Source organism: Actinacidiphila sp. bgisy167 (genome assembly GCF_057707665.1).
The window spans coordinates 38,381-58,284 of sequence record NZ_JBYIQP010000025.1 but is presented as its reverse complement, the minus strand read 5'-3'; the positions used below and the strand labels follow the sequence as shown (position 1 = coordinate 58,284).

Below are 19,904 nucleotides of genomic sequence, written 5' to 3'. Positions count from 1 at the left end.
GGCCCGCCGTACCCGAACCGCGGTGTGAACCACCGCCAACGGTCCCTACTTGTGACGGAGCGCGCCCGCGGAAGGGCGCCGCACGAGTGGGAGAAGCATGACCTCACCAGCCCCCCGCACCGCGATGACCGAGCCCGCGACTCCCGACGCCGAACTCCAGCCGCCCGTGCCGCGACGCGCGCGGGCGCGCGAACAGACGCCCGTCGTGGCCGCGGTCGCGGCGGGCGGCGCCCTGGGAGCCTGCGCGCGCTACGGCGCGGGCCTGCTGTGGCCCACCGCGCCCGGCGCCTTCCCCTGGACCACCTTCGGCGTCAACGCGCTCGGCTGCGCCGTGATCGGCGTGTTCATGGTGGTCATCACCGAGATGTGGTCCCCGCACCGCCTCGTCCGCCCGTTCTTCGGCACCGGTGTGCTCGGCGGCTTCACCACCTTCTCCACCTACGCCGTCGACATCCACGGCCTGGTCCAGGGCGGTCACGCGGGCGCCGCGCTGGCCTACCTCGCCGCCACGCCGCTGATGGCGCTGGCCGCGGTGTGGGGTGCGGCGCACACGGCCCGCCGCCTGATCGGATGGAGGCAGACATGACAGGGCTGCACGGCACCGCGATGCGGCTGACGATCCTGGTCGGCGACAACGACACCTGGAACCACAAGCCGCTGTGCTCCGAGATCACCCGCCGCGCCCACGAGGCCGGCCTGGCAGGTGCCAGCGTCTTCCACGGGATCGAGGGCTTCGGGGCCTCCTCGCTGATCCACACCAGCCGGCTGCTCTCGCTGACCGACAACCTGCCGGTGGCGGTCGTCATCGTCGACCACGAAGACCGCGTCCGCGACTTCCTGCCGCAGCTCGACGAGCTGGTCACCGAAGGGCTGGTCACTCTCGACGAGGTCGAGGTCATCCGCTACGTGGGACGGGGGAGCGCCGCGTGAACTGGTTGCTGGTCATCGCCGGGGCCGTGGTCGGGGCGCCGCTGCGCTACCTCACGGACCGCGCCGTCCAGGCCCGGCATGACACGGTGTTCCCCTGGGGAACGTTCACGGTCAATCTGGCCGGCTGCCTCGTCCTGGGACTGCTGGCCGGAGCCGTCACCTACGGCGCGGCCTCCCACTCGACGCAGCTCCTGATCGGCACCGGCTTCTGCGGGGCGCTCACCACCTACTCGACCTTCTCCTACGAGACCCTGCGGCTGGCGGAGACCGGGGCGCGGTTCTTCGCCGTCGCGAACGTCGTCGCCAGCGTGATCACCGGGGCCGGCGCGGCCTTCACCGGAGCGGCGGTCGCCCAGGCGATCTGGGCCTGAGCGGGACGAACCGCACAACCGGCCTAAAATGGATGGGTCCACACTCCGGCCTGTCGCCCGGGGCGGACGCGGGTGTGTTCCCCGCCGACAGGCGCCGCGAGGAGTGCGCCGGGCGCCGGGCGACGCGGCTCCCACCGCGGGAGGGCACCATGTCCCTGGCTCAGCGTCCCGACACCCGGGTCCAGAGGGCGGGCCACGACCCGACCCCACCGGCCGACCTCCGCGACTCGCTGTTCACGGCGCCCCTGCTGCTGATCGGCGGTTGGCTGTTCTGCGCCGGCTGGGCGCTGGCGTATCCCAACACGCCCATCGGCAACGACGTACGCCTCGTCGACCTCGTCTTCTCGACCATCATCCTGCTCAACGCGATCGCCCGCGTGGCCCGGACCCGGGGGCCCGGCAGCGACGTCATCACCATCGTGTGCGGCGCGTGCCTGATCGTCTCGCCGTTCGTCTTCGGCTACTTCGACGATCCGGGGGCCGGTCTCGCGCCCCTTAACCAGATCGTGACGGGAGTGGTCCTGATGGTCCTCGGCGCGGTCAGCCTGGCGCTCATCGAGCGACGGCGCTCCCACCCGCCAGGCGATGACGCCGACGCGGCGCCCGCCCGCTGACGCCTCACCGCGGGAGCCCGCGCGGGGCCGTCCCGGCGCCCCTCGCGGCCCTGCCCTCGGTGCGGCGGACACAGGCCGCCGGCCGCCCGTTCCCGTCCCGTCGCCTGCCACGGACGGGGACGGGGACGGCGGCGCACGGCGACAGGAGGCCGCGATGGGCGACGCCGACCCCGGGCTCTTCGGGCCCGACTCGGTGACCTGGCAGATGCACGGCGACCCCATGATGTGGATCGCCGGCGTACGCGCGCTGTACCTGCAGGCGCTGCACCCGCGCGCGGTCCGCGGCGTCACGCAGAACTCGGACTTCCGCCAGGACGCGTGGGGCCGCCTGCTGCGCACCGCGGACTTCGTCGGCACCATCACCTACGGCACCACTGCGGAGGCCGAGCGCGCCGGCGCCCGGGTCCGCGGCATCCACCGCAGGCTCCGCGCGATGGACCCGGACAGCGGCGAACACTTCCCCGTCGACGACCCCGCACTGCTGCTGTGGGTCCACTGTGCCGAGATCGACTCCTATCTGGACGTCGCGCGGCGCTCCGGCTTCCCCCTCTCCGACGCGCAGGCCGACACCTATGTCGACGAACAACGCGAGGCCGCACGTCTGGTGGGGCTCGACCCGGCGGAGGTACCCGGCGACACCGCGTCGCTCGCCGCGTACATCGGTAAGACGCGGCCCGAACTCTCCGCCAGCCCCGAGGCGTTGGAGGTCTTCGCCTTCCTGCAGCGCCCGTCCGTGCCCCGGGCGCTGCTGCCCCTTCGCTGCGCCGCCTGGGGCCGGGCCACCGCACTGGCCTACGCCGCGCTGCCGCCCTTCGCCCACGAGCTGTACGGGCGGCCCGCCCCGGCCCCGCCCGTCACCGGGCGGCGGCTGCGGCGCACCGGCCTGCTGCTGCGCACGGTCCCCTCTCCCCTGCGCTGGCAGTTGCCCCCCGGGCACATCCTCAAGGCGGTCGGACGCCTCGGTCCCGGCACCCACCCGTCCGCGTACCGGCTGCAACGGCAGGCGCGTTTCCAGAGGTGAGCCCGTACGGGTGCCGGAGACCACCGGCCGCCCGCCGAGATGCGCCCGGTCCCCCGGCGCGTGCCGGCGGGGCCGCCGCGTCCCGCCGGGGCGCCGGGCGGCGACGGCGCCTACTGTGGAGGCGAGGGAGGCGCCGATGACCCGACCCGTCACGGTGGGCCTGGACGGCTCGCCCGAAAGCCACGCCGCAGTGTGCTGGGCGGCGCAGGAGGCTCTGCGGAGATCGGTAACGCTGCGCATGGTGCACGCCGGGGGACACCCCTACGGCGACGCGCTGGTGCGCGAGGCCGTACAGGAACTCGCCGGACGCCACCCGGACCTGCCGGTGACGACCGACGTGGCCGACGCCCCGCCGGCCGAACTGCTGGTCGCGGAGGCGGGACGCAGCGAACTGCTGGCACTCGGCTCGCAGCGGCTCAGCGGGCTCGGCGGCTTCCTCCTCGGTGCCGTGGGGCAGATGACGCTGGCCCGGGCCGAAGGCCCCGTCGTGGTCGTCCGCACGGGCCAGGAGGAGGACGCCGGGGACGACCGGCGCCCGGTGGTGCTCGGCTTCAGCCTGCGCAAAGGCGCCGACGAGGTGATGGCCTACGCGGTGGAGGACGCCCGGCGGCGCGGGGCGCGGCTTCGCGTCGTGCACGCCTGGTCGTACCCACCGACCTACGGATACGTCCCGGCGGCCATGGACCCGACCTGCGGCGCGGAGATCTCCGCGGCGGAGCGGCACGCGGTGCAGGCCGCCCTGCTGCCGTGGCGGGAGAAGGCTCCCGGGGTGGAGATCGTGGAGGAGGTCGTCGCGGGCAACGCCGCGCAGCCTCTGGTGGACGCGGCTGCCGGTGCCGCGCTGCTGGTCGTCGGGCGGTGCCGGAACCGCCCCGCCGGCGTGGGCCCGCACCTGGGGCCCGTGGCGCACGCGGTGCTGCACCACGCGGCCTGCCCGGTGGCCGTCGTCCCGCACTGACGCCCTCACGCCGACCGCCGGTCCTCACCGGAACGGCCCCGACCGGCGGCGTCCCGGACGCGTGAGCGGCACCCGGATGGCCTACCGCCCCCGCGAACCGGACCTCGCGCCACCCATGCCGCGCCGAACGGGCCCCTGACCCGCGCGACCATGGCGCGGAGGGCGTACCGCCCGGGCGCTACCGCGGCTCGTAGGGGGCTCCGCGATGCTCGGCCCCCCGGCCCTCGTCCCCTCCGCCGGGGTGGGGAGGCGCCGTGGAAGCCCGGCACCTGCCGAGAAACTGCGGCCCGCGGACTTCTCCACGCAGGTCAGGGCGTTCCTTCCGGAGACCCGCCCTTGACCGGCAGACCGGCCCGCAGCCACGCCTGGAAACCGCCCTCGAGATCGGTGGCCCGGGTGAGGCCGACGTCCAGCAGCGAGGCCGCGGCGAGGCTGGAGGTGTAGCCCTCGGAACAGGCCACGATCCAGCGCACGTCCGGGCCGGTGGCCTCGGGGATGCGGGCGTCGCTCAGCGGGTCGAGCCGCCATTCGAGGACGTTGCGCTCCACCACCAGGGCGTTCGGGAACTCGCCCTCCCGCGCCCGCTGGGCTGCCGGGCGGATGTCGACGAGCAGCGCTTCGCCCTCGGCGATCTCGGCCGCCGCCTCCTCGGGCCCGACCCGCCGCAAGCGGGCCCGGGCGCGGTCGAGCAGCCGGTCGATGCCGGACCTCACGGTGGTGGACGGGTTCATGGGGCGGCCTCCGGGGGCGAGCGCGGACGGGGTCGCCGTCACGGCAGTGCGCGTGACAGACGGACGTCACCGGGCACCGCCGAGGGCTCCGGCTCGTCCGTCAGCACGGTACGCGTGCGCCGCAGGGACCGCGCGTCGTCGACCGCGTAGTACGACATCGCCGTCAGGGGCGGCGAGTACGCGTGCACGCTCACCGCGGGCGCGGCGGAGGCGTTGACGACGTCGTGGACGTGCCCGAGCGGGAAGGCCGCGCCGCCGCCTGCGCGGAGTTCGCGGGTCGCGATGTGGCCGGGGCCGCGCTCGTCGTGGAGCCACCGGTGCTCGGTGAGCGTGCCGCCGACGACGGTGAGGGCGCCGAGCGACCCCGCGTGGTCGTGCAGTTCGGTGGAAGTGTCGCGGGGCCACGTGATCAGCCAGACGTCCACATAGGGGTCCTGGTGCAGCCGGGTGTACCAGCGGTGGTCGGGCAGGTGGACGGGGAGGTGGACCCCGGCCTCGACGGCGGCGGCGTAGCCGCGGACGAGCGCGCGCAGTTGGGGGAGGACGAGCGGGGTGGGACCGCTCGCCCGGTCGTACAGGGCCATGGCAGGGGGCTCCAGAGCGGGAGCATGACGCGCCTCGCCGGGGCGGGCGCTCGTCATGGGATGGTCGGGGGCGGAGGTCAGCCCCGGCGACAGCTCTGGTCGAAGTGGTGCGCGCGACGTCCCGGCCACAGGGGGCCCAGGTTCCAGACGTTCGTGCGCATGCCGCCATGAAAGCACACGACCGCCCGTGCCGTCGCGGGCGGTCGCCCCCGTCACATGAGTGACATATGCGCGGCGACGATCCGTGCGCACTCCCACGACTCGGTGTGCGTCGTGTCCACTTCGAGGTCGTAGACGACGCCGCGGTGGACCGATTCGGCCTGCGCCGCCGCCATGCCCGTCATCCGGTCGCCACGGGCGGTCTCCCGGCCCGCCGCCACCTCGGGCGCGCACCGGACGCCGACCCACAGCGCCCCCAGCCCGTCCAGGGCCCGCCGCCAGCGGTCCTGCGACGCGGGGCCGCCGAGGAACACCTCGTCGACGACCACCCGGGCGCCGGCCCGTGCCATGGCCGCGACGCCGACGGCGAAGGCCTCGTCCAGGGCCCGGAAGGTGTCGCCGACCGATAGGCTCCCGTCCGCGCCGAATCCGATGCCGCCGCCGGACCCGGAGTCCCGCAGTCCGGCGGGGAGGGCGTCGACGAGTGTGTCGGCGCCGAAGGTCAGCCACGCCTCCGGGAGCAGCAGCGCTTGCAGGCAGCGCGCGATGCCCGACTTCCCGGAGCTGGAGCCGCCGTTGAGGATGATCACCTGGGGAGTCATCGTGCCAGCCTAGGCAGGCCCCCTGCGCGCCGGGATGCCAGGGCCTTTTCGCCGGCCGGTGCGCGGCGGGCCGCCGCCCCGCCCGCGGCCCGCGCGCCTGACGAGGCCGGTGCGCTGTGATCGTCTCGGCCCTGCGGGGTGCCGGGCCCGTGGCCCCGGCCCGCGAAACCCCGCGAAACCCCGCGAGGAAGAGGCGCAGCACGGCGTTGCCTGCAGGGCCGAGGGAGCCGCCGCGCGGGATGGCGACCGTCAGCGCCGTGTCGGCGTAGCTCCGGTCGATCAGCACTGGTCCGTCCGGGGTGAGGATCACGGTCTCCGCATGCAGTCCACGTGGACGCGGTCGCGGCCGAGGCCCACCGGGCGGCAGCGACCCGGAGCCGGCAGGGCGCCCGGAACGGCGTGCGGGGAGGTCTGCCGCCCGGCTGCGAGCGGCCTGCGGACGTCGTACCGACTCACGACGCCGCCGACCCTCAGCGGTCAGCCCGCCCCCGTGCGCCGCCAGGGCCTGCCGTGCGGGCGGGCGGCAACTCGCCCCGGGGGCCGCGGGTCGAAGGCCCACCGCGCGGACCACCGCACGGACGGCGAAGGAGAGCCCCTGCGCGGGCTGGCGGGTGCGGAAGTCCATCAGATCGGCGACGCCGGGCTCGAAGAGGTCGGAGCCGGTGGTGAGGAACCACCCCTGAAGTGCTGCAGGAGCGTGGGGCAACGCGGCACAGTACCGGGCCGTCGTGGGTCTGTGGAGGCGGCGACGAGGTCGGTACGGTCCGCGTGGTGCCCCCGGGCACCGCGAAGCCCAGCCCGGCCAGGTGGCCGTCAGCTCCACCGCGCGCCCCTCGCCGGTCCCGGGCGATCACGACCGGTGGCCGCGCTGAAGCCGCGGACGCGTCATGGGACCCCTGGCCGGACGGTGTGCGCCGGCGGGAACCGGAACACCGAGGAGCGGAACCGGCGCCGCAGCGCGCAGGGCGCCGTCGTCGCGTTCTCCGGCGTGCGAATGATCGGACGGTGGCACCCCCGAGAGTGAATCCGGCATGAACCCGTGCGGGGTTCGGGCAGGTTCTTGCATGACCTGTCCGGGCCCCGGCGCGGTCGCTAGGCTGGCCCGGACGACGGAGTCGGGAGGAGAACGGACGTGGCCGAGAGCACGATCGGATCGCCGTTGGCGGGCGGGAAGGCGCCGCAGCTTGATCTGGCCAACGCGACATGGCAGTCGAGCAGCCAGGGTACGGGAGACGTCCAGATCGCCTTCGTCGAGGGCTACATCGCCATGAGGGACGGCCGGAACCCGGAGGGGCCCTCGCTGATCTTCACCCCGGCGGAGTGGCGGGCCTTCGTCCTCGGGGCGCGCGACGGCGAGTTCGACCTCACCTGACGGCATCTCACCGGTACGCAGCGCGGCCCGTCCTCGTCTCTGGGGGCGGGCCGCCGGACGTGCCGGTCCGGGCGGGGGCTCCTGCGGTGTGCCCCCGACTGCGGCATGTCCCCGCGCGCCGCACGACGGGCCGTCGAGTCGTTCTCCAGCGGCATGCGCCGAGGCGCCGCGGCGGTGTGAACCCGCACGTGGGCGCAGCTGACCGGGCGCAGCCGATCAATTCCTGGCGCACTCCGTACAGCCGTCGCCAGTTCGCCTGTATCCACTTACGCAGTGTCCCCGGTGGCGTACGCTGAGGTGCCATCGGACGGGTGTCCGAGCATCACCGGCGCGCCCCGGAGCGCGCCGGATCAGGCGCAGGGGGTGCAGGATGACGCGGCGCACACCGAAGACCCGGCGGCCGCTCCTCGAACGCGAGGCCGAGCTCGTGGCCGTCGACGAGGCGCTGGCCGAACTCACCGGCATACAGGTCGCGGGGAGCCACCCCCGCAGCGGTCCCCGGCGCGGTGGCGTGCTCGCCTTCGCCGCGCCGGCGGGCCTCGGCAAGACGACCCTGCTCGCGGAGACCCGGCGCCGGGCCGCCGCCCTCGGCTGCACCGTCCTGTACGGCCGCGGCGGCGACCAGGAGCAGGGCGTCGCCTTCCACGTCGCCCGCCAGCTGCTCCAGCCCCAGCTCGCCGGAGCCGGCGACGCGGCGCTGCGCTCGACCCTGGGCAGCTGGTACGGCATCGTCGGCCCCGCTCTGGGGCTGTGCACCGACGGCGAGGGCGCGCCCCCTGACCCGCAGGGGCTCGCGGACGGACTGGACTGGGTGCTCACCGACATCGCCGTCCGCCGTTCCCCCGTGGTCCTCGTGCTCGACGACGCCCACTGGGCCGATGCCGAGTCCCTGCGCTGGCTGGCCGCCTTCGCGCCCCGCGCCGAGGAGCTGCCGATGCTCGTCGTCGTGGCCTACCGCCCCGACGAACTCCCCGCCCACGCCGAGGCGTTCCGCGGGCTGCCCGACCGCTCCGGCACGCGTCCGCTCGGCCTGGAACCGCTCAGTGCCGCCGCCATCGGCCGGCTCGTCCGGGAGAGCGTCGGCGAGCACGCCGACGAGGCCTTCTGCCGCGAGGCCTGGGCCGTCACCGCCGGCAACCCCTTCGAGGTCGTGGAGCTCACCGCCAAGGTCGTCGACCGCGGACTGCGGCCCGACGAGTCCAGCGTGCACCTCCTGCGCGACCTCGCGGCCGACGCCAAGGGCAGCGGACTCATCGCCCGCCTCCAGCGCCTGGGGCCCTCCACCGTCCGCATGGCGTGGGCCGCCGCCGTCCTCGGCACGTCCATCTCGCCGGCGATCGCGGCGAGCGTGGCGGGCCTGGGCGGGGAGGAGGCCGCCGACGCGGCCGACCGGCTGCGCGAGGCACGCATCCTCACCGGCAGCGAGGTGCTGGAGTTCGTGCACCCTCTCATCGCCACGGCTGTCTACCGGGCGATCCCCGACGCCGTCCGGGTCGCCCTGCACGGCCAGGCCGCCAACGCCGTGGTGAACGCCGGGCTCGGCCCCTCCGCCGCCGCCCGCCACCTGCTGGAGACCCACCCCGAGGGCGACCCCTGGACCGTCTCGCAGCTCCGCCGGGCCGCCCGGGACACCGCCCGGGCCGGCGCCCCCGACGCGGCCCGCCGCTACCTCGCGCGGGCGCTGCGCGAGCCTCCCCCGTTCGAGGACCGGGCGGCCGTCCTCTTCGAACTGGGCTGCTCCTCCCTGCTGACCGAACCGGCCACCACCGTCAACCACCTGCGCGCCGCGCTCGAGGAGCCGGTCATCGATCCGACGCTGCGCGACGCGATCACCTACCGGCTCTCCCAGGCGCTGGCCCACTCCGACCGGCTTGGCGAGGCGGCGGACACCGTGGGGCAGGCCGCCCGCACCGCCACCAACGCGCGTACCCGGCTGCGGATGCAGGAAGAGCAGTTCATGTGGGACGCCTTCCGCTCCGACGAACCCGACTCCCCGGCCCGCTCCCGCCGGCTGGCCCGCCTCGCCGACCGGCTGTCCGGACGCGACCTGACGGAGCGCTACATCATCGGCCTGAGGGCCTGGGACGCCACCCTGCGCGCCGAGCCCGCCGAGACCGCGCTGCGCCACTCCGACCGCGCCCTGCGGGGCGGCCTGCCCTGGGCCCACGAGGACTTCGGCTTCGAGGTCCCGGTCCTCGTGGCGATGACGTACATGTACGCCGACCGGCCCGGCCGCGCCGAGGAGCTCTTCGCCGCCGGCATCGGCGACTACGAGCGCCAGGGATGGCGCGGCGCCCACCTCGCCTTCGGCTACTCCCTGCTGGGGTACGTGCGTTACCGCCGCGGCCGGCTCGCTGAGGCCGAGGACTTCGCCCGCGACGGCCTGCGGCTCGCCGACCGTGTCGGCCGCGGCACCCCGGTCGTCTGGTACACCGTGGCGATCCTCGTCCAGATCCTGCTCGCCCGCGGACGGGTCCGCGAGGCCACGGCCCTCGCCGAGGAGTACGACTTCTGCGAGCCGTTCCCGGCGGCCGTCACCTTCCCGGACGCACAGACCGTCTACGGCGAGCTGCTGCTCGCCCGCGGCATGGTCAACGACGCCATCGCCCAGCTCGAGGCCTGCGGCCGCCGGCTCGACCCCCGGGGCATGCGCAACCCCGCATGGTCGCCGTGGCAGCTCCACCTCGCCCTCGCCGAGGCCCGGGACACCCCCGAGCGGGCCCGCGCCACCGCCGCTTCCGCCGTCGAGCGCGCCCGCCAGTACGGCACCGCGTCCGCGATCGGCCAGGCGCTGCGGGTCGCCGCCGAGGTGGCCGCGGAGAGCGACCGGCTCAAACTGCTGCACGAGGCGGTCGCCTACCTGGAGCGCTCGCCCGCCGGCTACGAGCTGGCCCTGACCCTGGTCGACCATGGCGCCGCACTGCGTCGTGAGGCCCGGCTCCAGGAGGCGGCCGATCAGCTCTACCGGGGTCTGGAGACGGCAGTCAACTGCGGCGCGGACACACTTGCCGAACGCGCGCGCGACGAACTCGCCGCCGCCGGACTGCGCCCGCGCAGGCTCCGTACGACGGAGACCGACGCCCTCACCGCCCAGGAGCGGGCGGCCGCCTCACGAGCCGCCCGTGGTGAGGACGACGAGGAGATAGCGACGGCCCTGGACACCGACGTGGAGAGCGTCACCCGTCTGCTCTCCGCCGTCTACCGCAAGATCGGCACCGACCGGGCGGGCCTCGCCAAGGCCCTGGCGCAGTAGCGACGCGACCCCGGGCACACGGGTGGCCGGGGGACCGTACGATGGGCCCATGTCCTTCCTCCGCCGCCGCAACGCCGCAACGCCCACAGGGCCGGAATTCGACGTCCTGGCCATGGACCCGGGTGACTGGCCGGGCGAACTCGGCGCCGGGCTGCTGCCCGGTGAGGACGGCAGCTGCCAGGGCATCTTCCTGCGCTACGACCTCTTCGGCGGGCGTGGGCCCGCCATGCTGATCGGCAACCTGCCCGAGGGCTCGCCCGCCCGCGATCTCGAAGAGGGACAGGTCCCCTTCGAGATCGCGCAGCTGCTGCTGGCCCTCGGCAACGACGAGCCGGTGGAGGTCGTCGGCACCGAGGACACCCCGGTCATGCACGGGGACAACCTGCTGATCGTGCGCAAGGTGAAGCTCTCGGAGGGGCGCATCGCCTGCACCCAGTTCGACCGCAGCGACGGCGTCCTGGTCACCATCGCGACCTGGGACCGCCCGATCACCGACGACCTCTACCAGTTGCTCAAGCCCCTCCCCGCGGAGATGTTCCAGCAGGGCTGACCGCGGCCCGGGCGGATCCCGTCCGGCCGGACAGCCGCCCACGGCGGCAGGCAGGGTGAGCAGGGTAGGGCGGCAGCGCGGCGCGCCCTCGACCGACGACGGCGCCAGGGCTTCCGGCCGAGGCGTCGGATCACCTTCTGAGCAGGCGTCCGGGGCGTCGCGGGGGCGGTTCCTCGCCGGGTGGACGCCGGTGCTGGTGCCGGTGGCCGTTCTCCGCCAGGGAGAGGCTGGAGTCCGTCACGGCGTCGTCGGGACCCCCGTGTGGCACGGGGACGGCTTCGGCGCGGGAGCCGGCGGGCCACAGCGTACGTGGCCCGGGCACGTGAGCGCGCCGACCAAGTCGTCGGCGGGACCGGGCCGTCGGCGGTGCCGTCCTGCCGACCTCCTGTCCCGCCGTCCTCCGTGTGCCGCGGTTTCGACGCCGGGCGGCCCCACGATGGCGCCGACAGGGTTCTCCCTCCACCCCTGGTGCTGCGGCACCGCGGCGCCCCGTCCTCCACCGCGCACCGGCCCCGTCGCTGCGCCGCCGCGTCCGGGTCCGGTGGAAGCTCATCGTGTGCCGACGGCCGCCCTGACGGCCCGCCGGGCGAGGCCCGCGTCATCGTGCAGCCGGCGCAGCAGCAGCCGCTGCTCCTCACCGGCCTCGGCCGTGCCCGGACCCGCCGGGACGGCGCTGCGCATCGTGCGCTGCACGGCCGTCTCATAGGTGCGGATCTCGCGGGTGACCACCAGCATCAGATTGACCAGGAAGGCGTCCCGTGCGGTGGGGCCCGCGGACTGCGCCATCTGGCTGATCTGCCGCCGGGCGACCGGGTCGTCGCCCAGGATCATCCAGAGCACCGCCAGGTCGTAGCCCGGCAGATACCAGCCGGCGTGCTCCCAGTCGACCAGGACCGGACCTGCCGGGGAGAGAAGCAGGTTGGAGAGCAGCGCGTCACCGTGGTTGAACTGGCCCTGCGCGTGCGCCAGTCCGTGCAGCAGCTTCTGCAGGTCTCCCATGTCGCGGTCGGTGAGCAGCCCCAGCTCGTGGTAGCGCGAGAGCCGTGCCGTGTAGTCGATCGGGGCGTCGAAGACCCCGGCCGGCGGACGCCACGCGTTGATCCGGGAGATCGCGCTGAGTGCCATCCGTACGTCGGTCCGCGGCGGGGCTTCGGAGGGATGCCGCTGCAGGGCCGCCACCCGTCCGGGCACGCGGTCCAGGACGAGCGTGCAGCTCTCGGGGTCGGCGGCGATCAGCCGCGGTGCCCTGACCGGCGGACGGTGCCGTACGAAAGCCCGGTACGCGGCGATCTCGTGCCGGTACCGCTCCACCCAGGCGGGAGAGTGGTCCAGGAGGCACTTGGCGACCGCCGGCGCGCGGCCCGAGGTGCCGACCAGGAGCACCGAGCGGCCGCTGCGCCGCAGGATCTGGGCGGGAGCGAACTCAGGACAGATGCGCTGCACCGAGGCGATGGCCGAACGCAGCTGCGCGCCTTGGGGGCCGGTCACGTCGAGCCTCCCGCTGAGCGGATGGGAGGTCCCCGGCGCTGCCCTGCGCGGCGCGGGCAGCACCGGGCGGGGGCGTATGGCGGTGCCGGTCCCGGAGAACCCCGGGAGCTGGGTCGGCCGGGGCGGTGCGGACACGGAGGACGATGCTGAATACATAGCGGGAGACAGATCCCTTCGTGTGCCAACGAGCTCCTGACGAGGTGGCAGGGCCGGCGCGTGGACGAGCCGGAGCCGGAACCGGCGTCCGGACCCGCATCCTGGGGAATGCGGGTCCGGGCCGGCGGTCCGGAGCGTCCACGCGCCGTACGCCCCTCGCGTACTGTCCGCACATGGCTCTCGATCCGTTCGACGCCGATCGGCGTCTTTCGGAAGTCGTCCGCGTGCGACCGTTCGCGAGCCGGCAAGTGCCGGGCCGGGTGGCGCTTTCCTACTTGACCACCCCATGCGGGTGGCAGACCATCTGGCGAACCCTGGCGAACCCTGGCGAATGCTCGCGGCGGCGCTGACCGGCCGTTAGTGTCAACAGTGCCGAGGAACCTGGGGGCTTGGATGAACAAGGAAGCCAACGCACGGCTAGCGGACCTGTTCGCACTCACCGGATGGTCCAAGGGAGAGCTCGCGCGACTCGTCAACCGGCAGGCGGCGGCCATGGGCCACCCGCAGCTGGCGACGGACACCTCGCGCGTGCGTCGCTGGATCGAGACCGGTGAATCCCCCCGCGAACCCGTGCCCACCGTGCTGGCGGCCCTGTTCACCGAGCGTCTCGGCCGTGTCGTAACCATCGAGGATCTCGGGTTCGGCCGGCATCGGCGTACGGGAAGGAAGCAGGCCGTCAGCGCCGACGGACTGCCCTGGCCACCGGAGCGAACAGCCGCGGTCCTCACCGAATTCACGGGAATGGACCTCATGCTCAACCGACGCGGTCTGGTGGGCGCGGGAGCCGCGCTTGCCGCCGGTTCCGCACTCAGCGGCGCCATGTACGACTGGCTGCACACCGATCCGGTGCTCGCGGCCGACGCCCCCACCACCAACGCCCCCTTCACCGCCGACGCGGCCTCCCATGACCTCTACGAAGCGGCCCCCGTCGGCTCCCAGGAGATCGAGGCGCTGGAGCGCTCGGTCGAGGTGTTCCGCGCCTGGGACGCCTCCCGCGGCGGCGGGCTGCAGCGCAAGGCGGTCGTCGGACAACTCAACGAGGTGGGCGGCATGCTCGCCTACCGCCACCCGCAGCACTTGCAGCGAAGGCTCTGGGGAGTGGCGGCCAACCTCGCCGTCCTGGCGGGCTGGATGTCCCACGACGTGGGCCTGGAGCCCACCGCCCAGAAGTACTTCGTCATCGCGGCGCACGCCGCCCGGGAGGGCGGCGACCGGCCCAGGGCCGGAGAGGCGCTCTCCCGCGCCGCCCGCCAGATGGTCCACCTGGGACGGCCGGACGACGCGCTGGATCTGATGAAGCTGGCGCAGTCCGGCTCCGGGCAGGAGACGTTGCCGCGCACCCGGGCCATGCTCAGCACCATCGAGGCGTGGGCGCAGGCCTCCATGGGGCAGGGACAGGCGATGCGCCGCACCCTGGGCAAGGCCGAGGACCTCTTCGCCGCGGACCGCGGGGACGTGCCGCCGCCGAGCTGGATGCAGATGTTCGACGAGGCCGATCTGCACGGGATGCAGGCGCTCGCGTACCGCACCCTCGCCGAGCACGAACCGACGGCTGCCCGGACAGCACAGCACCACGCCAAGCAGGCCCTGGAACTGCGAGGCCAGGGCCGCGACCGGTCCAGCATCTTCGACTACATCTCATTGGCCTCGGCATGCTTCATCGCCGACGACCCGGAGCAGGCGGACCGCTACGCGCGACTGGCGCTGCTGAGCATAGGGGAGAACTCGTCGCTGCGTACCTGGGACCGGCTCCGGGAGATGTACCGGCTGACGGCCCGCTACTCCGGCTTCACCAAGATCGAGGACTTGCGTGAGGAGATCGAGATCGCGATGCCGAGCGGCCCCAGGCGCCCGGGCGCCGCACTCTGATCTGAGCGGAGCTCCGCGGGAAGCGCGGACGCTGCGGACGACACCGCCGACGACGGGGACATCCATGAGCGGGATCAGCCGACTCAACGCCGAATGAGCCGACTTCCCCTGGTGTCCTTCCCTTGTGCATGCCGACGCAGCCGACGCATCAGTCGACACATCGACATGTCGATAATGTGACTCTGACGTCGGTCACCTTGTGGGGTCGACACGACTGCGGTCGACGCCCTGCCCGCCCATGGCGCGGCTTCACGCGGTGGCCGGTGGTCGCTCACCGGTGCCGTCGGTCGGTGGCCGCCCGTCGTCCGGCGGTCGCCCGGTGGTCCAGCCGACGCACGGGAGCAGCGGCACCCTCAGTGGAACCTGGCGACGAGCACACAGGCGTCGTCCTCGCGCTCGGGGGTGCCGAACTCCTCCACCACGATGCGCACACATTCCTGCGGGGTACGGGCTGCGGCGAACCTCGGGCCGAGATCCAGTAGACGCCGTACCGCGGCGGCCGGGTCGGTGGCCGCCGCGGTACGGCCCGGCAGCAGGCCGTCCGTGTGGAGCAGCAGCAGGTCGCCGGGGTGCAGCAGCTCGGTGGCCTGGCCGTAGCGGGCGCCCGATGTGGCTCCCAGCAGCATCCCCTCGGGTGCGTCGAGCAACCGCCCCGTCCCGTCGCGGAACAGCAGCGGGGCGGGGTGCCCTGCCTGTGCCCACACCAGAGAGCGGTCCTCGGGGCGGTAGCGGCAGCACAGGGCGCTGCCCAGCGAGGGCTGCGCGGAGCTGTCCAGCACCTGGTTGAGCCCGCCGAGCAGCGGGGCAGGGTCCAGCCCCGTCATCGCCATCCCCCGCAGCGCGCCGAGCAGCATGGCCATGCCGGAGGCGGCGGCGACCCCGTGCCCGGTGAGGTCGCCCACGGTGAGCAGAGCCGTGCCGTCGGGCAGCTGCAGGGCGTCGTACCAGTCGCCGCCCATGAGGGCGACGGTCGAGGAGGGGAGGTAGTGGGCGGCGAGGTCGACGGTGGTGGGGCCGCCGTCCCGCGGGAACGACAGGGAACCGCGCCACGGCGGCAGCACGGATTGCTGCAGCTCGACCGCCAGTCGGCGCTCGGCCTGCGCGGTCTGCCGCTCGCGCTGCACCGAGTCACCGGTCTCCCGCAGGGTGCGCTGGCTGCGGCGCAGTTCGCTGACGTCGCGGAGCACCGCCCACATCGCGGCGGTGGCGCCGGCGGCGTCGAGCACCGGCTCTCCCACCATGTGCACCGTGCGGACGGCGCCGTCCGGGCGGACGATGCGGAACTCGCAGTCGATGGGCCGGGCGTCCACCAGGCAGCCGGTGACCGAGGCGGTCAGGGTCTGCTGGTCCTCGGCGAACAGCCAGGAGGGTAGTTCGTCCAGGGTCAGCGGCCCGTCCTCACGGGTGCGTCCGAAGATGCGGTAGAGCTCCTCCGTCCAGTGGACGCCGTCCGTGACCAGGTCCCACTCGGCGCTGCCGGCCCGGCCGAGGGCGCGCCCGGGGACAGGCGGCGGCGGGGGAGCGGGGGCCGGGGCCTCTCCGGCGGCGGGGAGGCCGTCCCGCAGCTGCCCGAGGTGCGCGCCCAGATCGTCCAGCTGGTGGACCGCGAGATCGCACAACGCGCGCTGCCAGCGCAGCTGCGGGTCGTCCTCGTCCTCGGCGGCGGCTTCGCGGCGTACGGCGTCGACCTTGCCGCGCAGCTGGCGGGTCTGGGAGATGAGCGCGTCCACGGCGCCTGGCTCAGGCGAGGCGGTGGCGCGATCCTCATGCAAAGGCGGCGGCATGACGCTCTCCGAACATGTCTCCGTACCGGGCACGGGGCCCAGGGGGCCGTGCGGATGGGCCGGTCACGACTCTTGCACAAGGAGTGATGGCCTGTAAGGGTTTCCGCGATACCCGATCCGGTGGTGCTTCTGGCATATGCCAGGAGCCTGCGGCACCCCCCGCCTCGGGCCACGCGGCGGAATGCCTGGGTCCGGGTGAGCTGCGGGACTCCGCCCGCGAGGGCGCCCGCGGGCCGCCCGGGTGCCGTGCGCAGGGTTTGAACCCGGGGCGATCTGCGAAGATACCTCGCAGCCGGCAACGGAAAATCCCTTTGCCAACCGACCCCCCGCACCGGATGCTGACCTCATGTTCGACCCCGACATAGCGCCCAGCGGCACCCTTCTCGGCCTCCTCCAGAGAGGACGCGGAGACGGGACGTTGCACGCCCTCGCGGCGCGGCGAGCCGACGCGCTCGCCGCGCTGGAGCAGTGTGTCCTGCGCGACCCCCGGCACGACTGGCGCGTGGAATCGCGCTCCCTCTATTACGCGCGCCTGTACTCGGAGCTCGAGGGCCCTCTCGACGGGATCGAACAGCACCTCTTCCACCCCGACGACATCGTCAGCCCCGACGAGCAGCGCTGCGGCCTGGCCCTGTCCGTTCTGGGCCACCTCGCCGGCTACGGCCGCCGGGACGCGCTCCTGCTGCTGCGCCGCTACGCCGCCACCGGGGGCTGCTGGGAATGGGCCCTGGACGAGCTCGCCGTACGCGACGAGGACGACGCGCTGCGTGCGCTCGGTCCGGCCGTGCTCGCCCGGTTCCCGTGCACCGCCGAGGGGGAGGCCCGGCTGGCCGCCTCGGTTCGCGAGGCGTACGAGCCCCGGCCGTGGCGGTTGTGGGCCGAGGATCCGGATCCCGCCGTCTCCGAACGCGTGCGCAAGGCGTCGGAACAGGGCGCCTTCGACCGGTGGCAGCGTCAGATGCGGCCCGCCGGGCCGACCCCGGGCTGGAGCGTGGCGGCCGTGCTCGCCTGGGCCCAGGAGGGCCTTGCCGCCCACCCACAGCACTACCGTGACGCCCCCGCCGCCCGCTGCCTCGCCGCCGTCGCCGGCCCGGAGGACCGCGGACAACTCCTCGAGGCCGCCCGCGGCGGTCCCGAGGCGGCACGCGCGGCCGCCCTGCGCCACCTCTGCGACCGCCGGGACCCCGAGGCCCTCGACCTGATCGAGGCCGCCGCGCTCAGCGCATCCGACCTCGTCGCCCGCGCCGCCGTCGAGTCCTTCGAGCGGATGCGCGCCGTCGCCGCCCTCACCCGGGCCCGCGCCTGGTCATCCCGTGAGGACGTGCTCGGCGCGGCCGCCGCCCGCATGCTCGCGTGCCGCGGCGGCGCCGAGGACGCCGACCGCGTCCTCGGCGCGCTGCGCCGCCTCGTCCAGCGCGAGGGCGCCGACGCCGAGGGCCTGGCCGCGCTCGTGGAGGGCGCCGGCCGGCTGTCCATCGACTGCGCCGCCCCCGTGCTGCGCCACATCTACCGCGAGACCAGTTCCTCGCAACTGCGTGGTGTCGCCGCCCACGCCCTGGCCCGCACCGACCCCAGCTTCGGCGCCGGACTCGCCGTCGAATGCCTGTGGGACTGCGAGGAGACCACCCGCGAGCTGGCCGCCCGAGCGGCCACCACCTCGGACGTCCGGGTCCTGGCCCGGCTGCGCAGCCTCGCCGCGGACCCCGCGGAGGAGGCAGAGGTCCAGACCGCCGTCCGCGGCCGCCTCAGCTCGGGCGACCCTGCGCGCTAGCCGCACGGCCCGGTGAGGCGCCGCCGGGCGCGGTGCGGGAGCACGGCGGTGCGGGAGCCCGGCAGAAGGGTCCTCGCGGCGCCGGGGGCCTGGCTCGGTTCCCAGGGTCACGATACGCGTGGTCCCTTCGGCCGCCTCGATGTGGAGCCCGGGCCTACGCCCGCCGGTTTCGCCCGCCTTGCCGGCGCCTGTTCCGGACGCGCGCGGCGACCGGCGAACTCCCGAGGAGCCGGCGGATCGCGGCGCTCGGCCGGAAGAACCGCTCCGGGGCCAACGCTCACGACACGTTCCCCGGGGGGAAAGATCCACGTGGCCCTGACAACGCCAGGGGAGCCGACAACGTCCCTATGCGAGTAGCGATCGTCACGGAGTCCTTCCCGCCCGACGTCAACGGAGTGGCCCACTGCGCGCTGCGCACGGCCGAACACCTGGTCCGCAGAGGCCACGAGCCGCTGGTGGTCGCGCCGGCCGGCCCGCACGAGACCCCGCGGGGCGACGAACCCTGCCCCGTCGTCCGGGTGCCGTCGGTGCCGCTGCCCGGCTACCCGCAGGTGCGGGTGGCGCTTCCCGGCCGCAGGACCGCGGCGGCGATCGCCGCGCACCGAGCCGAACTCGTCCACCTCGCCAGCCCGTTCGTCCTCGGGGTGCGCGGCATGGCCGCAGCCGCCCGGCAGCACATCCCCGCGGTCGCCGTCTTCCAGACCGACCTGGCAGGGTACGCCCGTACCTATGTGAGCCGCGGGGAGAGCGCCGCGTGGCGCCGCATCCGTGCCGTGCACGCGGCCGCCGACCGCACGCTCGCCCCGTCCAGCGCGTCCCGGCGCGACCTGGAGGCGCATGGCGTCCCGCGCGTGCACCTGTGGCCGCGCGGCGTGGACTCCGCGCGCTTCGACCCCGCCCACCGCGACGAGGCGTTGCGCCGGGAACTCGCCCCGAAGGGGGAGGTACTGGTCGGCTATGTCGGCCGGCTCGCCCCGGAGAAGCACGTCCAGCTGCTGGCCGGTGCCTGCCGGCTGCCCGGCGTGAAGGTGGTCGTCGTCGGCGACGGCCCGAGCGCCCAAAGGCTGCGCGAGGTGCTGCCGGGTGCGGCGTTCCTCGGCCGCCGTACCGGCCACGACCTCGCGCGGATCTACGCCTCCCTCGACGTGTTCGTCCACACCGGGCCCTTCGAGACGTTCTGCCAGACCGTCCAGGAGGCGATGGCCAGCGGGCTGCCCGTGATCGCCCCCGCCGCCGGCGGTCCGCTCGATCTCGTCGGTCACGGCAGCACCGGGCTGCTCGTGCCGCCCGGCGTCGCCTCCGTGGTGATCGGTGCCAACGACACGCTGCGCGGCGGCTTCGACATCGAGGCCGTCGCCCACCGCCTGGACTTCGTCATGGGCGACCTGCGTGCTCATGGCGCGCAGGTGCTCACCGCCTGCCTGCCGGACCCAGGCCGCATCCTGCGGCTGCCGTGGCCGCTCGCCCGCCCCCTGGGCCGCCGGATGGCCGCGCTGAACCAGGTGGTGCACGCTCTGTCCGAGCGGTGGGACGCCGTGCACCTGCACGCTGCCCGCCGCCCATGGGTGGCCGACCGCTCCTGCTGGAGCGTGGACCGGCTGCACCCCAGCGAACTCGGGCACCGGCTGCTGGCCCGGGAGTTCCACGACCTCCTGACCTCGCGCGGCCTCGCGGACGGCGAAGCGCCGTCC

At 74.5% G+C, this 19,904-nt stretch carries 16 protein-coding genes and 1 pseudogene; 12 read left to right on the top strand and 5 right to left on the bottom strand.

Features of this window, described 5'->3' with window-relative positions; all coding sequences use genetic code 11:
* The first annotated feature begins 97 nt into the window (after positions 1-97).
* From AC3ET4_RS12810 to AC3ET4_RS12785, 6 genes are all read left to right on the top strand, one after another.
* A complete protein-coding gene (locus AC3ET4_RS12810) occupies positions 98-586 on the top strand; it encodes a fluoride efflux transporter FluC (protein WP_431948843.1) in 489 nt (162 codons plus the stop codon).
* Positions 583-930 carry a DUF190 domain-containing protein gene (locus tag AC3ET4_RS12805; RefSeq protein WP_431948842.1) on the top strand — a complete coding sequence of 116 codons (348 nt, stop codon included), beginning with the start codon at positions 583-585 and terminating at the stop codon, positions 928-930. Before AC3ET4_RS12810 ends, AC3ET4_RS12805 begins: the two co-directional genes overlap by 4 nt.
* Complete coding sequence (crcB, locus tag AC3ET4_RS12800) at positions 927-1,301, top strand: fluoride efflux transporter CrcB (RefSeq protein WP_431948841.1); 375 nt, start codon at positions 927-929, stop codon at positions 1,299-1,301. Before AC3ET4_RS12805 ends, crcB begins: the two co-directional genes overlap by 4 nt.
* A 149-nt stretch (positions 1,302-1,450) precedes the next feature.
* A complete protein-coding gene (locus tag AC3ET4_RS12795) occupies positions 1,451-1,915 on the top strand; it encodes an SPW repeat domain-containing protein (protein ID WP_431948840.1) in 465 nt (154 codons plus the stop codon).
* Positions 1,916-2,069: 154 nt separating this feature from the next.
* Positions 2,070-2,936 carry an oxygenase MpaB family protein gene (locus AC3ET4_RS12790; RefSeq protein ID WP_431948839.1) on the top strand — a complete coding sequence of 289 codons (867 nt, stop codon included), beginning with the start codon at positions 2,070-2,072 and terminating at the stop codon, positions 2,934-2,936.
* Positions 2,937-3,072: 136 nt separating this feature from the next.
* Entirely contained in the window at positions 3,073-3,894 is an 822-nt protein-coding gene (locus AC3ET4_RS12785) for a universal stress protein (protein ID WP_431948838.1), read from the top strand.
* A 308-nt stretch (positions 3,895-4,202) separates the two neighbouring features.
* Here the strand turns inward: AC3ET4_RS12785 and AC3ET4_RS12780 are convergent, their stop codons facing one another.
* The 3 genes from AC3ET4_RS12780 to cpt all read right to left on the bottom strand — a co-directional run bounded on the left by AC3ET4_RS12780 (position 4,203) and on the right by cpt (position 5,970).
* On the bottom strand, positions 4,203-4,625 hold the full coding sequence (locus AC3ET4_RS12780; RefSeq protein WP_431948837.1) for a rhodanese-like domain-containing protein: 423 nt from the start codon (positions 4,623-4,625) through the stop codon (positions 4,203-4,205).
* Between the two features lie 38 nt (positions 4,626-4,663).
* The gene (locus AC3ET4_RS12775) at positions 4,664-5,209 is read right to left on the bottom strand and encodes a cysteine dioxygenase (protein ID WP_431948836.1); all 546 of its coding nucleotides are present in this window, start codon (positions 5,207-5,209) and stop codon (positions 4,664-4,666) included.
* A 212-nt stretch (positions 5,210-5,421) separates the two neighbouring features.
* A complete protein-coding gene (cpt, locus tag AC3ET4_RS12770; protein WP_431948835.1) occupies positions 5,422-5,970 on the bottom strand; it encodes a chloramphenicol phosphotransferase CPT in 549 nt (182 codons plus the stop codon).
* 1,132 nt (positions 5,971-7,102) lie between these two features.
* Between cpt and AC3ET4_RS12765 the strand changes: the two genes are divergently transcribed.
* The 3 genes from AC3ET4_RS12765 to AC3ET4_RS12755 all read left to right on the top strand — a co-directional run bounded on the left by AC3ET4_RS12765 (position 7,103) and on the right by AC3ET4_RS12755 (position 11,145).
* Positions 7,103-7,342 (top strand): DUF397 domain-containing protein, encoded by a 240-nt coding sequence (locus AC3ET4_RS12765; protein ID WP_431948834.1) that lies wholly within the window; start codon positions 7,103-7,105, stop codon positions 7,340-7,342.
* A gap of 370 nt (positions 7,343-7,712) precedes the next feature.
* On the top strand, positions 7,713-10,595 hold the full coding sequence (locus AC3ET4_RS12760) for an ATP-binding protein (RefSeq protein WP_431948833.1): 2,883 nt from the start codon (positions 7,713-7,715) through the stop codon (positions 10,593-10,595).
* A 49-nt stretch (positions 10,596-10,644) separates the two neighbouring features.
* The gene (locus AC3ET4_RS12755) at positions 10,645-11,145 is read left to right on the top strand and encodes a hypothetical protein (protein ID WP_431948832.1); all 501 of its coding nucleotides are present in this window, start codon (positions 10,645-10,647) and stop codon (positions 11,143-11,145) included.
* Between the two features lie 549 nt (positions 11,146-11,694).
* Here the strand turns inward: AC3ET4_RS12755 and AC3ET4_RS12750 are convergent.
* Positions 11,695-12,789: an aminoglycoside phosphotransferase family protein gene (locus AC3ET4_RS12750; RefSeq protein ID WP_431948831.1), complete on the bottom strand. Its 1,095-nt coding sequence runs from the start codon at positions 12,787-12,789 to the stop codon at positions 11,695-11,697.
* Between the two features lie 393 nt (positions 12,790-13,182).
* Here AC3ET4_RS12750 and AC3ET4_RS12745 point away from each other — a divergent pair, with 393 nt between their 5' ends.
* Positions 13,183-14,658: a DNA-binding protein NsdB gene (locus AC3ET4_RS12745; protein ID WP_431948830.1), complete on the top strand. Its 1,476-nt coding sequence runs from the start codon at positions 13,183-13,185 to the stop codon at positions 14,656-14,658.
* 353 nt (positions 14,659-15,011) lie between these two features.
* Here AC3ET4_RS12745 and AC3ET4_RS12740 read toward each other — a convergent pair whose 3' ends face one another.
* Entirely contained in the window at positions 15,012-16,442 is a 1,431-nt protein-coding gene (locus AC3ET4_RS12740; RefSeq protein WP_431948829.1) for a PP2C family protein-serine/threonine phosphatase, read from the bottom strand.
* A gap of 346 nt (positions 16,443-16,788) precedes the next feature.
* On the opposite strand from AC3ET4_RS12740, the gene AC3ET4_RS12735 reads away from it, so the two are divergent.
* Together AC3ET4_RS12735 and AC3ET4_RS12730 are read left to right on the top strand one after the other, a co-directional pair.
* Positions 16,789-18,213, top strand: a complete 1,425-nt coding sequence (locus AC3ET4_RS12735; protein ID WP_431948828.1) for a HEAT repeat domain-containing protein — start codon at positions 16,789-16,791, stop codon at positions 18,211-18,213.
* Positions 18,214-18,560: 347 nt separating this feature from the next.
* A pseudogene (locus AC3ET4_RS12730) lies at positions 18,561-19,445 on the top strand (glycosyltransferase); the annotation flags it as partial.
* Between the last annotated feature and the right edge of the window lie 459 nt (positions 19,446-19,904).